The following is a 13,415-nucleotide window of genomic DNA, read 5'->3' as shown; positions in this document are numbered from 1 at the left end:
GTTTCACTGGAGGGGGCGATGGTCAGGTGTTGTCGGTACCGAAGAGGTACTGGTTGCCGATGTCGATCAGGAATGCGCCGCCGAAGCCGGGATGACGCGCCGTTATGGCCTGCTTGTACTCCTCGCCGTCGTCGCCGAGCAGCTCGCCTGCGTCGGTGAGGTAGCGGCGCAGCTGGTCGAAGACTTCGGGGCCGGCGGGCAGGCCGTGGCCGGGCAGGACGGTGTCGTAGGCGGGGTCGGCGGCGAGCTGTTCGACGGCCTTGGTCCAGCCGGGGATGTCGTTGTTGCCGAGGAAGAGGTGAGTGGCGTGATAGACGAGGTCCTGGGCGACCAGGACGCCCTGCTCGGGAAGCTTGATCACCAGCTCGTCGGCGGCCTCGCCGCCGTGATGGGCCTCGAAGACGAACGGGACGCCGTCGATGACCTGCGTGCCCGGCACGACCTCCATCGTTGGCGTCATGTCCGCGACCGGGATCACCGCACCCGTCGGGTCCTGGCCGTCGCCCTGTGCAGCGATCTGCTCGCGTACCGCGGCCAGCGCGTGCACGGGGGCGCCGAAGCGGGCGGCGCCGTGGAAGTGGTCCGGGTGGGCGTGGGTGATGATCACCCGGTCCAGCGGCTTGCCCAGGCCGCGCGCGTAGGCGACGACCTCGTCGGCGTAGGCCAGGGCGTACTGGGCGTCCACGGCGATGACGCGCGCCGGGGTCTCGATCAGCTGGGTGGTGACGTTCAGGCTGTCATCGGGGGCCATGTAGCTGTGGATGCGCACCGCGCCCTTGTCGATGACCGTGATGGTGCCGTTCATGGCCTGTCTCCTTATGGTGGGTAGAGGTCCTTGTTCGTCCTCGCCTTCCACTGTCCGGGAAACGCCGCAGGCCAGCGAGGTATGATGGAGACGTGCCGTGGTCAGAAATGGACAGGACGGGCAGTGGCAGGAGCCACGCCCCCGCATCTGCGGGCGGGGAGGCCATCCCCGGGTTCGGCTTCAACCCGCCCAACGCCCCGGTTCCCGGCATCGAGATCACCGATCTGGCCGCGCTGCACCGCCGGGTCACCGACGGCAGCCTGCAACGGGTCCACCGCGCCGACTTCCACTCCCTCACCCTGATCACCCAGGGCAGTGCCGAGCACACCGTCGACTTCGTCGCGTACCCATGCCGGCCCGGCACCCTGCTTTGGATCCGCCCCGGCCAGGTGCAACGCCTGGCCAGCCCCGGCCTGATGAACGGCACGCACCTGCTGTTCACCCCCGCCTTCCCGGAAACCACCGCAGCAGCCAGCCGCCTCGCCGACGACTGGTCCGCCCCCAACTGCTGGCAACTGGGCACCAGCAGCGACTACGCCACCACTTCCGCCCTGCTCGCCCGACTCCTCGCCGAATACCGTCGCCCCGAGGGCGCGTCCCGTGAGATCCTGCAGCTGTTGCTGGCCGCGCTGCTGCTGCACATCGACCGCCTCCCCCGCCACAGTGCGCCCGCCGACCCCCACGCCGGCGGCGAGGTCTACGCTCGCTTCCACGCCGAACTGGAACGCTCCTACGCCACCACCCGGCGCGCCGAGGACTACGCCGACCGCCTCGGCTACACCGTCAAGACCCTCACCCGGGCTTGCCGGGCAGCCACCGGACGATCCGTCAAACACGTCATCGACGCCCGCGTCGCCCTCCAGGCGCAGCGGCTCCTCGCCCACACCGACGAACCTGTCGCCACCATCGCCCGCCGCCTCGGCTTCTCCGAACCCACCAACTTCGGCAAGTTCTTCACCCGCCACACCGGTACCACCCCTGGCGACTTCCGCCGCACCCAGCAGGCCATCGCCGCACCCCCGGGCGAAGACAGCTGACAGCACTACGTCGGCAGTACGAAGACCGGGCAACCGAGTGAGGACGAGATCAGCCTTCGAGGATTCATTTTCACGGATCCTCATCACTGACACAGATGTAATCGCGGCGACCGTGGACGGCTTCCCTGCTGACCCGTGCACGCTGCGGATCCAGCGCGATGCCGCGCTCGTCGCGGATCTTTCTCTGGGCGGCTTCGAGGGCCTGGAGCACCGGGTCCTCGAGGACCGTCTGCTCTGGGACAGCATGCCGATCTTGCGCGACATGCTCCGCTCCGGCACATCACGCTCTCCGGGAGACGAGAAGCTGAACATCCCGAGCTGACCTCAGTCGCCTTTCTTCACCTCACTGAAGCTCCCGAATACGGCTGACGACATCGGCGACGCCTCGGCGGAGGCGTATCTTGAGGTGCTGATCGCAGCGGTGACCGACGGCCGGGAGTGGGGTCAACCGCCGGTCAGCCTTCGAGGTTCGCTGCGATGTCGGCGGCGGCGCTACAGGCGAGCGCCCCGTACATCTGTCCGGGAGAACTCGTGACGCGCGGGATCGGCACGATGACGCAAACCGCTGCGACGGGGGTGTCGCCCACAAGCACTGGGGCGCTGACAGAGCCGACTCCGACGGTGCGCTGGGAGACCGACTCGACCCAGCCTTCGGAGCGGACTGTGCCGAGCAGGGCCGCTGCCGCCGACCCGCCGTCAGAGAAGGGGAGACGGCTGCCCACCGGAAGGCTGACTCGCAGCTCGGTCTCGGCCTCCGCGCTCGCGGTACACACTCGGAACTCGCCCCGGGCAACCCAGAGCTGTGATGTCTCGTTGATGTGACGGGTCAGGCGCGCCAGCACGGGTTGCGCGTGCTCGGTCATGCGCGAGGTCAGGAAGCGTGGCCCGAGGTAGAACCGGCCGTCGGCGGCGCGCTGCAAGAGCCCGTGTGCAACCAGGGCGCCGGCCAGTCGATGTGCCGTTGGCACGGTCATGCCCAATACGCGGGCGATCTCGCTCCCGGATGACGGAGTACGCTCACACAGGTCGACGATGGCCATTCCCTTGTCGAGGACGCCGACGCCGGTTTCCACGCCTGTAGTCACTTGATGACTGTAAACTCTCATCATTTGAGAATCAAATTCCAGTGTTCAACACTGGTTCACGCGAGAGCAGGGCCGCGGTCGATACGGCACTTCCCGCCATGGCGAGGCCGGAGAAGGCTCCGGGGTTATCCCCCTCCCGCAGCATTTGGCTGGTCCCGTTGCCCTGAGGGCTGACGCCGATCGCCAACAGGGACGGCCCCGCGACGGCCCCGAAATGCCGGTGGCCGCCGACAGTCATCCAGGTCGCTGCTGCTCTGACTCGGGAGTGGTTGTTTCGCGGCGGTGTCCGTAGTGGTCGTCAGGCTCATGCGGGTTCACGCGGTGGCTCGAAGGGCATCGGTCAGCGCAGAGTGGAACCTCTGGGCGCCGGACATGGTCGGCGGCGTTGCGCCGCACGGCTTGTTCGTCGGTATCCCGCAGGGGGCGGAGAACCTTGGCCGGCACGCCGGGCGGCCAGCGACCCGGGCGGCACCCCGGTGCCCTCGGTGATCAGGGCTCCGGCAGCCACGAGCGAGCCGGCGCCGACCAGCACCCGATCCACGAGGATGGCGCCCATACCGATGAGGACGCCGTCTTCGATAGTGCTGCCGGGAACGACGGCGGCGCGGCCGATGCTGACCCGACGGCCGATGGCGGCCGGGATGCCGGGGTCGGCGTGCAGGACGCATTTGTCCTGCAGTTGCTGTCGGCACCGAACCAGATGCTTGGGCCTCCTTCCACGTCGACGCTGCCAACCAGGTTTGCGTTGTCTGCCATCCAGGCGTTTGCGGCGACGTGGGGGGTGTTGCCCTCGAAGCAGATGATCACGGTGTTGTCCCTGGTGTGCGTGGGCCGAAGACCGGCATCGTCCTTGCGACCTCGGGCTGATGCTCGGTCAGGCTGCGGTGGGGAGCACGATCGTGGCCCAGGCCAGCAGCGGCGCGACTACGACGATGTAGCCGCAGTAGCGCAGCATCTGGCGCTGGAACCGCTTCGTGTCCTCGACCTGTGCGCTGGCGAGCACGATGACGCCGTTGGTAGAGAAAGGGCTGACGTCGACCACGGTGGCGCAGAAGGCGAGTGCGACCACGAATCCCACAGCGCCGAGCTCGCCGCCGGCCAGCAGCGGCGCGGCCAGGGGCAGCGAGATCAGGATGATGCCGAAGGAGGAGCCGACGGCGGAGATGAGGCCGACGGCGACCAGCATGACCAAGGCGGTCAGCACCGGCCACGGGATTTCGATGGCCTTCTGGCCCACGTAGGCCAGGGTGCCGTTTTCGGTCAGAACGCCCATGTAGGTCACGATGCCGCACACCAGGAGCACCGCCGGCCATGAGATCGCTTTCATCGCGGGCTCGACGGTCTTGGGCGAAGCCAGCAGCAGCAACGCGCCGAGACAGACGGACGCGACGCCGACGTCGATGTCCAGGAGGGCGGCCACGAGCAGTCCTCCGATGCAGGCGAAGGTGAGCCAGTTCTCGACGGCCGGGCGGGTGCCCGCGGCCTTGCCTATGACGGGATCGGTGACCAGCGTGGCGGGTCGGGGCCGGGTGACGGTGGAACCGGCGACAGGCGTGCGGGGTGCGGGCATGCCGTCGGCACCAGTGGTGCCATCGCTGACGGCGACCGGGTCCTCGGCGCCGACCGGGCCGGTGGCCCGGAGCAGAGAGCGGCCGCGGACGAGGAACAGCACCGCAGCCAGGCACAGGTTGAGCGCGAACGGCACGATGAACAGCAGTACCGGGGAGACGTCGATGCCCTGGTCCTGGGTGAGCTCCCCGATGCCGACCGAGTAGACGGTGACCGGGGAGAACGCGGCACCGAGGGCGCCGTGGCTGAGCATCATGCCCATCAGCAGCGGGTCGATGCCGTACTTCTTGGCCAGCGGCATGGCGATCGGGGCGAGCATGCCGACGGCCAGCACCGATCCGAGTGCCATGAGCGCGGCGGCGAGCATGAACATCAGCCAGACGATCGCCCACGGCTTGCCGCGGACGAGCTTGAGTGCGGCCTCCATGATCAGGTCGATCGTTCCGTTGGCCCGGGCGATGCCGAACAGCAGCGTGATGCCGAACACGACGAGGAACATGTCGCCGGGGAAGAAGGCCTGGATGTCCTCGATGGAGATTCCGGAGACCCAGCCGCCGACGATGAAGGCGGCGGCGAAGCCCAGGATGCCCATGTTGATGGGCCGGAGGGTGGCGATCGCGAAGACGGCGACCAGGGCCGCCATGGAGATCAGGTAGGTGGTCATGACGTCCTCACTGGGTTGGCCGCACGGGAAACCGGTCGCCGCGGACAAGGGACTGCTGGACCAGCTGGACAGTGCCGGCCAGCTTGGACATGTCGACTCCGGTGTGCACGCCGCGGGCGTGGAGGTGCGCGACCAGTGCCTCGGTCGCGAGGTTCCCGTGCGCGCCGGGCGCGAACGGGCAGCCGCCGTAGCCGCCGACGGCGCTGTCGAAGTGCCGGATCCCGAGCTCCAAAGCGGCGTCGACGGTTTCGAGGGCCTGGCTCTTGGCGTTGTGCAGGTGCAGGCCCAGCTCCACGTCCGGCAGGGCCTGCTGGACCGCGGCAACAGAGGTTGCGACCTGCTCGGGTGTCGCAATCCCGAGGGTGTCGGCCAGCCCGACTCGCTCGACGCCGATGCCGGCGACTCGTGCGACGACCTCGACGAGCCGGGCGGCCGGGACAGGGCCGTCGAACGGGCATACGAAGGCGGTGGAGACGCCCGCGACGAACGCGGTGCCGGGGTGCTCGGCGACCGCTGCGGCCAGCTCGTCGATGGCCTGGTCGACGTCGCGGCCCGCGTTGGCGCGGCTGTGGCCGCTGCTGGCGGAGGCAACGACCTCGACGACCTCCACTCCGCTGGCGGCGGCCCGGTGGACTCCCTTGGCGTTGAGGGCGAGCGCGAGGCGACGCGCCCCGAGGCCACGGGTGCCGTCGACGACGTCGCCGGCGTCAGCCATCTGGGGTACGCGTGCGGGGTTGACGAAGGAGGCGACCTCGAAGGTGGTGATGCCGGCGTCGACCAGTGCCTGGGCGATGGCGATCTTGTCACGGGTGGCCACGACGACGTCCTCGTCCTGGAGCCCGTCGCGCAGCACCACGTCGGTGACTTCTACGTTCATCTCAGATCACCCCTGCCTGGGCGAGTCGGTCCAGCTCTTCGTCGCTGAGCCCGAGTCCTGACAGCACCTCGTACGTGTGCTGGCCGAGGGCCGGGCCGGCGGTGCGGACCTCACCCGGGGTGCGGGAGAAGCGGGGAACGACGGCGGGCATGGTGAGGGTGCCGAGGGCGGGGTGCTCGACCTCGATCAGGCTTTCGCGTTGCCGGACGTGCGGATCGGCGAAGACGTCGGCCATGGTGTTGACCCGGCTCACCGGGACCCCGGCGTCGTCGCAGGCCTTCTGCAGCTCCTCGCCGGTCCGGGCGCCGAACCAGTCGGTGACGATGCCGTTGACCGCCTCGCGGTTGAGCACCCGGTCGCGGTTGGTGCGGTAGCGGGGGTCGGTGGTCATGTCCTCGCGGCCCATCAGCGCGGCGAGGCGGTTGAAGGTCTTGTCAGTGCTGGTGGAGAGCACCATCCACACGTCGTCCGACGCCTGGAACAGCCCGCAGGGGACGGTCGCGGGAACCTGGTTGCCCTGGCGCTCATGCACGGTGCCCAGGCGGTCGTACTGGGTGACGAACGCTTCGAGGAACCGCAGGATCGACTCGTACAGCGCGACATCGACCTCCTGTCCTTCGCCGCCGAGAGCGTCGCGGTGATAGAGCGCCGACATGGTTCCGAAGGCGGCGAAGAGACCCGCGACGTAGTCGACGAGGTTGATCGGAGGGAGCACCGGTGGCCCGTCGGGAAATCCGGTGCTGTGCACATAGCCGCTGAACGCGGTGGCCGGAGTGCCGAAGCCGGGCATCGGCGCGTACGGTCCGGACTGTCCGTAGCCGCTCACGCGCGTGACCACGAGGTCGGGGTTGGTTTGGCGCAGCGTCTCGACATCGAGGCCCCAGCGGTCGAGCGTGCCGGGGCGGAAGTTCTCCAGCAGTACGTCGTGCTCGGCAACGAGCCGCAGGAAGAGGTCGCGGCCCTCGTCCTGGCGGAGATCGAGAGTGATCGACCGCTTGTTGCGAGCCAGCGACGCCCACAGCAGTGACTCCTCGCCGTCGAACGGCTGCAGGCCGCGCAGCGGGTCCCCGACCGAAGGGACCTCGATCTTGACGACGTCCGCTCCGAGATCACCGAGCAGGGCGGCAGCGAAGGGCGCCGCGAACACGTTGCCGGCGTCGAGCACCTTGACGCCTGTCAGCGGGCCACGGCTGCAGGAGCCGGGCGGTGGTGAAGTGGGAATCATCAGCCATCCGTTCTCATTTTCTGGCTATGCACTCTCAAATGTTGAGAGTGCGGACACCGTAGGGTGGCGCTTCGATCCCTGACAACCCCTTGGACCGAGAATCGGGTACTGGTCGGTAGCCCCGGTCTTCAAGTCCTGCGATAAGCCGGCGCGCGGCCCGGCCGGGTCGGGGTGGCGGTGCGCAGCAGCGGAAGAATGCGCGGGGGAACCAGGACAGAGAGCACCATCACGCTGGTCGATCGGACGACCGAGGCGGACCGGTTCAGCCTGACCAGCGTGGCCTGCAGCTCTTGGTGCGAAGGTGTGGCCACCTTGCACAGCACATCGGAAGAGCCTGTGGTGACGTATGCCTCGAGGACGTGCGGGATGCCCTCAAGGTCGGCGGCCACATCGTCCAACGCCCCCTGGGCGATCTCGAGGGTCACGAACGCCTGGACCGGGAATCCGGCCGCTGCGGCATCCACCGAGGGGTCCCAGTCGCTGATCACGCCCGACTCGGTCAGTCGCTTCAACCGGCTCTGAACCGTTGCCCGCGCGACCTTGGTCAGGCGCGATAGCTCCAGATCGCCCACGCGGGGGTTCTCGGAGAGGGCGGTGAGGAGTGCCACGTCGAGCTCATCCAGTTCGCAGTTCGCGTCATTCATGGCGCCAAGGTAGCCATTTTGACTAGCTGCGGTCGCCCCTGCCGGGCCCAACTGGTCACCTTGCCCACTTCAAAGTGGGCATATTGCATGGTTCTCAAAGTGTGGTGTCTGCTTCTCATGACCGTTCTGGACGAAAGGACCTCGACCATGTCGCTGCAGGACACGCTGACCAACGAGGAGCGGCTCGCCGAGCTCGACCTCGATTCCCTCAAGCAGCTCGTCGGCCTCGTCGAGTACGACGCCGGAAACGATCCGTTCCCGGTCACCGGCTGGGACGCGGCGGTGTGGGCCGTCGGGAACGCCACCCAGGCCGCGCGCTTCTTCCAGTCCGCGTTCGGCATGGAGCTCGTCGCCTACTGCGGTCCGGAGACCGGCGAACGCGACCACATGGCCTACGTGCTCAAGTCCGGCGCGGTCCGGTTCGTGTTCAAGGGCGGCGTCCATCCGTCGAGCCCGGTCATCGCCCACCACGCCAAGCACGGCGACGGCATCATCGACATCGCTCTCGAGGTGCCCGACGTCGACAAGTGCATCGAGCACGCGCGCTCGGTGGGTGCCACCGTCCTCGAGGAGCCGCACGACGTCTCCGACGAGCACGGCACCGTGCGGGTGGCCGCGATCGCGACGTACGGCGAGACCCGGCACACGCTGGTCGACCGGTCGAACTATGCCGGCCCGTACCTGCCCGGGTACGTCGCCCGCACCTCGTCCTACCAGAAGCGCGAGGGTGCCCCGAAGCGGATCTTCCAGGCATTGGACCACATCGTCGGCAATGTCGAGCTCGGCCGGATGGACGAGTGGGTCGAGTTCTACAACAAGGTGCTCGGCTTCACGAACATGGCCGAGTTCATCGGTGACGACATCGCCACCGACTACTCCGCACTGATGTCGAAGGTGGTCGCGTCCGGCAACCACCGGGTGAAGTTCCCGCTCAACGAGCCCGCGGTCGCGAAGAAGAAGAGTCAGATCGACGAGTACCTGGAGTTCTACGACGGTCCTGGCGCCCAGCACCTGGCCCTGGCGACCAACGACATCCTCCGCACCGTCGACGAGCTGCGCCGCGAGGGTATCGAGTTCCTCAACACCCCGGATTCCTACTACGAGGACCCCGAACTGCGCGCCCGGATCGGTGAGGTGCGGGTTCCGATCGAAGAACTGCAGAAGCGCGGCATCCTCGTCGACCGTGACGAGGACGGCTACCTGCTCCAGATCTTCACCAAACCCCTGGGCGACCGGCCGACGGTGTTCTTCGAGTTCATCGAGCGGCACGGCTCGCTGGGCTTCGGCAAGGGCAACTTCAAGGCCCTGTTCGAGGCCATCGAGCGCGAGCAGGACCGACGCGGCAACCTCTGACCGCGGTCACCCCAGGAAGGCAGGACGCCATGGCCCACTACCAGCGCAACGGGAAGATCCCGCCGAAGCGGCACACCCAGTTCCGTGATCCGGCCGGCAACCTGTACTACGAGGAGCTGATGGGCGAGGAGGGCTTCTCCTCCGACTCCTCGCTGCTCTACCACGTCAACGTACCCTCGGCGATCGCCGATGCCCGCACCTGGGAGCTGCCCGACCAGACCACAGTGCCGAACGAGCCGCTGACCCCACGGCACCTGAGGCTGCACGAACTGTTTACCGGCCAGGAGTGGAAGTCCACCGACGCGGTCACCGGCCGGCGTCTGGTGCTCGGCAACGGGGATGTGCGGATCGGCTACGCGGCGGTCGGTGAGACCTCGCCGCTGTACCGCAACGCGACCGGCGACGAGTGCGTGTACGTCGAGTCCGGCACCGGCACCGTGGAAACGGTCTTCGGTGACCTGGACGTCGGGCAGGGCGACTACGTGATCCTGCCCCGGGCCACCACTCACCGGTGGGTACCGTCCGGCGACGGGCCGCTGCGGCTGTACGCGATCGAGGCCGACGGCCATATCGCCCCACCCAAGCGGTACCTCTCGCAGTACGGCCAGTTCCTGGAGCACGCGCCCTACTGCGAGCGGGACCTGCGCACCCCCACCACGCCGCGCGTGGTCGAGGAGCAGGACGTGGAGGTGTACGTCAAGCACCGCGGAACGGCCCCCGGAGGCCTGGCCGGGACGGTGCACGTGGTGTCCCGGCACCCGTTCGACGTGGTCGGCTGGGACGGCTGCCTGTACCCGTACGCGTTCAACATCGCCGACTACGAGCCGATCACCGGCCGGGTCCACCAGCCGCCGCCGGTGCACCAGGTCTTCGAGGGCCGCAACTTCGTGATCTGCAACTTCGTGCCCCGCAAGGTCGACTACCACCCGCTGGCAGTGCCGGCGCCCTACTACCACGCCAACGTCGACTCCGACGAGGTCATGTTCTACGTCGGCGGCGACTACGAGGCCCGCAAGGGGTCCGGCATCAACGTCGGATCGGTCTCTCTGCACCCCGGTGGCCACTCGCACGGCCCGCAGCCAGGCGCCGTCGAGGCCAGCGTCGGGGCCGAGGAGTTCGACGAGCTCGCGGTGATGGTGGACACCTTCCGTCCGCTCGCCCTCGGCGAGGGGGGCCGCGCCACCGACGACGGAATCTACGCCTGGTCGTGGGCAGGACGGGGTCCGGACGCATGACCGCACGCCGGCACGCCAGCGAGTGGGCGCCCGTGGGCACGGCATGGTTCCAAGGCCTGTTCGACGACGCCGCGCTCTTCCCGCCCGGCAATGCCGCGATGGCCGATGCGGTGGAGAGGCACCTGGCCTGGAAGGCATCGGCGCAGGCGGCGTACGTGGGGGCGTTCGTCTGCGCCGACGCCCGCTGGCCGGAACTGGTGAAGCACCTGCCCACCGCCTCCCGGATCAAGGCCTCGGTAACCGTGCCCGGCGGCATGGACGGACTGTCCGCGGCCGTCGCTGCCGCCTCGCACACCCCGAAGGCGACGCTCGTCGCCGTCGAGGTCCCGCTGCTGCGCGGGCAGCGCGTCGCTGCGCTCACCACGCAGCTCGATCGCGAGCTGCCCGCCCACACGACGGGCTACGTCGAGGTCCCCGTCAGCGAAGTCGACCACGCCCTGTGCCGCTCCCTGGCACTCACCCGCCACCACCTGAAACTACGCACCGGCGGAACCACGGCCACGGCCTTCCCGACCGAGAACGAGCTCGCCGCGGCCATGGGGAACGCCATCCGCAACCGGCTGTCGTTCAAGCTCACCGCCGGCCTGCATCACGCCGTCCGCCACCGCGACCCTGTCACCGGCTTCGAGCACCACGGCTTCCTCAACGTCCTGCTGGCGACCTCGGCCGCCCTGGCCAACAGCCCCACCTCGTCCGTCGCCTCGATCCTCGCCGACCGCAACCCGGCCTCGGTCGCCGAGGCATTCCGCCGACTCGACGTCGAAACCACCCACTCCGTGCGCCGTCAGTTCGAGTCGTTCGGCACGTGCAGCATCGACGAGCCACTCGACGACCTGACCGCGTTGGGCCTGATCGAGGAGACCCGACCATGACCATCGACACCCGCCCCCACACCACCGTCGGCCGGACCTGGCTGGAGCTGCCGGACGACCACCCGTTCGGAATCCAAACCCTCCCGTACGGCGCGTTCACCACCTCCACCGGCGACACCCGGGTCGGCGTCCGCATCGGCGACCAGGTCTTGGACCTCACTGCCGCGTCCGCACGACTGGATCCCGCCCACGCCGCCCTGTTCGCCGCCGGCAGCCTTGACCGACTGCTCGCCGCCGGACCCGACGCCTGGACCCGCACCCGAGCCACCCTGACCGACTGGCTCACCGACCCGACCCGCCGTCACGACCTCGAGCCGCTGCTCGTCGCCGTCGACGAAGCCGCGATGGTCCTGCCGTTCACGGTCGCCGACTACGTGGACTTCTACGCCTCCGAGCACCACGCCACCAACCTCGGCAACCTGTTCCGGCCCGGCCAGCCCCCGCTGCCCCCCAACTGGAAGCACCTCCCGATCGGTTACCACGGACGCGCCGGCACCGTGGTCGTCTCCGGCACCCCCGTCATCCGACCGCAGGGCCAGCGCCGCACCCCGGACGGCGACGTGGTCTTCGGCCCGTCGGTCCGGCTCGACATCGAGGCCGAGCTCGGCTTCGTAGTCGGCACCCCGAGCGCTCTCGGCCGGCCGGTCGACCTCGCCGCCTTTCCCCAGCACGTCTTCGGCGTCTGCCTGGTCAACGACTGGTCCGCCCGCGACATCCAGGCATGGGAGTACGCCCCACTCGGCCCGTTCCTCGGCAAGTCCTTCGCCACCTCCGCCGCACCGTGGATCGTGCCCCTCGCCGCACTGGAGGCCGCACGCGTGGCGCCGCCCGCCCGGGCGCCCCGGCCGCTGCCGTACCTGGACGACACCGACGCCGACCCCTGGGGCCTCGACATCCGGCTCGAAGTCTCACTCAACGGCCACGTCGTCTCCCGGCCTCCGTTCGCGTCGATGTACTGGACCGCCGCCCAGCAGCTGGCGCACATGACCATCAATGGAGCCTCCCTGCGCACCGGTGACTTCTTCGCATCCGGCACCATCAGCGGACCCCGAGCCACCGAACGCGGCTCCTTCATCGAGCTCACTTGGGGAGGCAACGAACCTCTGCAGCTGCCGGACGGCAGCACCCGCACCTTCCTTGAAGACCATGACGAGGTGGTGATCACCGCGACCGCACCCGGGCCCAGCGGCACCACTCTCGGACTCGGCGAGGTTCACGGCCGGATTGCCCCGACACACAGAAGTGACTGATATGGACAAGACCTTGTCCTCCGCGGCAGAGGCGGTGGCCGACGCCGCGAGTGGTTCGACGCTGGCGACACCGAGACCGTCCAGCTGAAGGTAGTCCCCAAGGCTGCGCCCCCGGCGGTGACACCCTGCCCCAAAGGGTGTTGCAGAAGGCTTGGTGGCGGGCGTTTTGCCTGTATGGGTGGGGGGTTGAGGGCTGAGCCGGTGTGGGTGGAGACGTTCACCGGGTTGCGGATGGGGAGGTTCGAGCGGCTGCTTCGGGTGGTGCGGGAACGGGGCGGCAACGGTCCTGGTGGTGGTCGGCCGTGGTGTCTTCCGCTGGCCGAGCGGGTGCTGCTGGTGGCCGTGTACTACCGCACGAACCTCACCATGCGGCAGCTCGCCCCGCTCTTCGGCTGCTCACCCGCCACCGTCTGCCGGGTCATCCAGCGCCTGCGACCGCTGCTTGCGCTGGAGCCGGCGCCCCGTCCCGTGCCGGGCAACGACCGGTTATGGATCGTGGACGGCCCCTTGGTCCCGGTCCGTGACCGGAAGGTCGCAGCCTCCTCACGCAACTACCGGTTCTCGGCGAATGTGCAGGTCATCATCGACGCCGACACCCGCCTGGTGGTGGCATCCTCCTGGCCGGCACCCGGCAACAAGGCAGATGCACACGTCTGGCGCGAGTCGGACCTGCCCGCGGTGGCGGCAGGCACGACCGTGATCGCGGACGGCGCCTACATGGGCACCGGCCTGATCGTCCCGCACCGCAGACGAGCCGGACGCCCGCTCCTGCGCGGCCAGGAGGAAGACAACGCCGAAC

The 13,415-nt window shown here is 68.8% G+C and carries 13 protein-coding genes; 7 read left to right on the top strand and 6 right to left on the bottom strand.

The window, feature by feature from the left end:
- Positions 1–22: 22 nt before the first annotated feature.
- Entirely contained in the window at positions 23–805 is a 783-nt protein-coding gene (locus tag GTY56_RS10805; RefSeq protein ID WP_161364827.1) for an MBL fold metallo-hydrolase, read from the bottom strand.
- Between the two features lie 107 nt (positions 806–912).
- Between GTY56_RS10805 and GTY56_RS10800 the strand changes: the two genes are divergently transcribed.
- A complete protein-coding gene (locus GTY56_RS10800) occupies positions 913–1,842 on the top strand; it encodes a helix-turn-helix domain-containing protein (protein WP_161364860.1) in 930 nt (309 codons plus the stop codon).
- Between the two features lie 112 nt (positions 1,843–1,954).
- On the top strand, positions 1,955–2,164 hold the full coding sequence (locus GTY56_RS10795; protein ID WP_161364825.1) for a hypothetical protein: 210 nt from the start codon (positions 1,955–1,957) through the stop codon (positions 2,162–2,164).
- 133 nt (positions 2,165–2,297) lie between these two features.
- Here GTY56_RS10795 and GTY56_RS10790 read toward each other — a convergent pair whose 3' ends face one another.
- The 5 genes from GTY56_RS10790 to GTY56_RS10765 all read right to left on the bottom strand — a co-directional run bounded on the left by GTY56_RS10790 (position 2,298) and on the right by GTY56_RS10765 (position 7,906).
- Positions 2,298–2,927, bottom strand: a complete 630-nt coding sequence (locus GTY56_RS10790; RefSeq protein WP_202510016.1) for a helix-turn-helix domain-containing protein — start codon at positions 2,925–2,927, stop codon at positions 2,298–2,300.
- 874 nt (positions 2,928–3,801) lie between these two features.
- Positions 3,802–5,160, bottom strand: a complete 1,359-nt coding sequence (locus GTY56_RS10780) for an SLC13 family permease (RefSeq protein ID WP_161364823.1) — start codon at positions 5,158–5,160, stop codon at positions 3,802–3,804.
- Between the two features lie 7 nt (positions 5,161–5,167).
- Entirely contained in the window at positions 5,168–6,037 is an 870-nt protein-coding gene (locus GTY56_RS10775) for a hydroxymethylglutaryl-CoA lyase (protein ID WP_161364821.1), read from the bottom strand.
- 1 nt (position 6,038) lies between these two features.
- A complete protein-coding gene (locus GTY56_RS10770) occupies positions 6,039–7,262 on the bottom strand; it encodes a CaiB/BaiF CoA transferase family protein (RefSeq protein ID WP_161364820.1) in 1,224 nt (407 codons plus the stop codon).
- A 128-nt stretch (positions 7,263–7,390) separates the two neighbouring features.
- Entirely contained in the window at positions 7,391–7,906 is a 516-nt protein-coding gene (locus GTY56_RS10765) for an Lrp/AsnC family transcriptional regulator (protein ID WP_161364818.1), read from the bottom strand.
- A gap of 147 nt (positions 7,907–8,053) precedes the next feature.
- Here GTY56_RS10765 and hppD point away from each other — a divergent pair, with 147 nt between their 5' ends.
- The 5 genes from hppD to GTY56_RS10740 all read left to right on the top strand — a co-directional run.
- Positions 8,054–9,259: a 4-hydroxyphenylpyruvate dioxygenase gene (gene hppD, locus GTY56_RS10760; RefSeq protein ID WP_161364816.1), complete on the top strand. Its 1,206-nt coding sequence runs from the start codon at positions 8,054–8,056 to the stop codon at positions 9,257–9,259.
- Between the two features lie 29 nt (positions 9,260–9,288).
- A complete protein-coding gene (locus GTY56_RS10755; protein ID WP_161364814.1) occupies positions 9,289–10,494 on the top strand; it encodes a homogentisate 1,2-dioxygenase in 1,206 nt (401 codons plus the stop codon).
- A complete protein-coding gene (locus tag GTY56_RS10750; protein ID WP_161364812.1) occupies positions 10,491–11,366 on the top strand; it encodes a hypothetical protein in 876 nt (291 codons plus the stop codon). The genes GTY56_RS10755 and GTY56_RS10750 overlap by 4 nt, the downstream gene beginning before the upstream one ends.
- Positions 11,363–12,616 carry a fumarylacetoacetase gene (fahA, locus tag GTY56_RS10745; protein WP_161364810.1) on the top strand — a complete coding sequence of 418 codons (1,254 nt, stop codon included), beginning with the start codon at positions 11,363–11,365 and terminating at the stop codon, positions 12,614–12,616. The genes GTY56_RS10750 and fahA overlap by 4 nt, the downstream gene beginning before the upstream one ends.
- Positions 12,617–12,790: 174 nt before the next feature.
- Positions 12,791–13,415 (top strand): transposase family protein (locus tag GTY56_RS10740; protein ID WP_161364808.1); only part of this gene is annotated, 625 nt, incomplete at its 3' end.

Origin of the sequence: Streptomyces sp. SID5643, assembly GCF_009872555.1 — a bacterium.
Classification (GTDB): Bacteria; Actinomycetota; Actinomycetes; order Streptomycetales; family Streptomycetaceae; genus Streptomyces; species Streptomyces iakyrus.
Note: the sequence above shows the minus strand (reverse complement) of the source record. Positions and strands in the feature narration are given on the sequence as shown.

Bases quoted from the DNA above. Each gene is read 5' to 3' on its own strand.
- GTY56_RS10750 (WP_161364812.1), top strand. From the start codon at position 10,491: ATGACCGCACGCCGGCACGCCAGCGAGTGGGCGCCCGTGGGCACGGCA.
- fahA (WP_161364810.1), top strand. From the start codon at position 11,363: ATGACCATCGACACCCGCCCCCACACCACCGTCGGCCGGACCTGGCTG.
- GTY56_RS10765 (WP_161364818.1), bottom strand. From the start codon at position 7,906: ATGAATGACGCGAACTGCGAACTGGATGAGCTCGACGTGGCACTCCTC.
- hppD (WP_161364816.1), top strand. From the start codon at position 8,054: ATGTCGCTGCAGGACACGCTGACCAACGAGGAGCGGCTCGCCGAGCTC.
- GTY56_RS10800 (WP_161364860.1), top strand. From the start codon at position 913: ATGGACAGGACGGGCAGTGGCAGGAGCCACGCCCCCGCATCTGCGGGC.
- GTY56_RS10805 (WP_161364827.1), bottom strand. From the start codon at position 805: ATGAACGGCACCATCACGGTCATCGACAAGGGCGCGGTGCGCATCCAC.
- GTY56_RS10755 (WP_161364814.1), top strand. From the start codon at position 9,289: ATGGCCCACTACCAGCGCAACGGGAAGATCCCGCCGAAGCGGCACACC.
- GTY56_RS10775 (WP_161364821.1), bottom strand. From the start codon at position 6,037: ATGAACGTAGAAGTCACCGACGTGGTGCTGCGCGACGGGCTCCAGGAC.
- GTY56_RS10770 (WP_161364820.1), bottom strand. From the start codon at position 7,262: ATGATTCCCACTTCACCACCGCCCGGCTCCTGCAGCCGTGGCCCGCTG.
- GTY56_RS10780 (WP_161364823.1), bottom strand. From the start codon at position 5,160: ATGACCACCTACCTGATCTCCATGGCGGCCCTGGTCGCCGTCTTCGCG.